At 37.2% G+C, this 250-nt stretch carries 1 protein-coding gene; it reads right to left on the bottom strand.

Going from position 1 to position 250, the window contains the following annotated elements; all coding sequences use genetic code 11:
* The coding region (locus GNY06_RS01945) for a transposase (RefSeq protein WP_166518559.1) at positions 1–250 on the bottom strand (250 nt) is incomplete at both ends.

The following is a 250-nucleotide window of genomic DNA, read 5'->3' as shown; positions in this document are numbered from 1 at the left end:
TATACTTGGCTACATCCAATTCCATGGCTAAATTAGCATACATACGCTTTAAGCGTCTGTTTTCTGCTTCTAGTTCTTTCACTTTCTTCATTTCACTCGCTTCCATTCCTCCGTACTTTTTGCGCCAATTATACAGTGTTGCTCTGCTAATGCCATAGCTGCGTACAAGCTCTTCTATACTTCTACCATTATCGAATTCTTTCAAAATACTGGAAATCTGATTCGCACTGAATTGTTTCTTTTTCATAAT

The organism is Elizabethkingia argenteiflava (assembly GCF_009904105.1).
Lineage (GTDB): Bacteria > Bacteroidota > Bacteroidia > Flavobacteriales > Weeksellaceae > Elizabethkingia > Elizabethkingia argenteiflava.
This window is presented reverse-complemented; position numbering and strand designations above follow the sequence as displayed.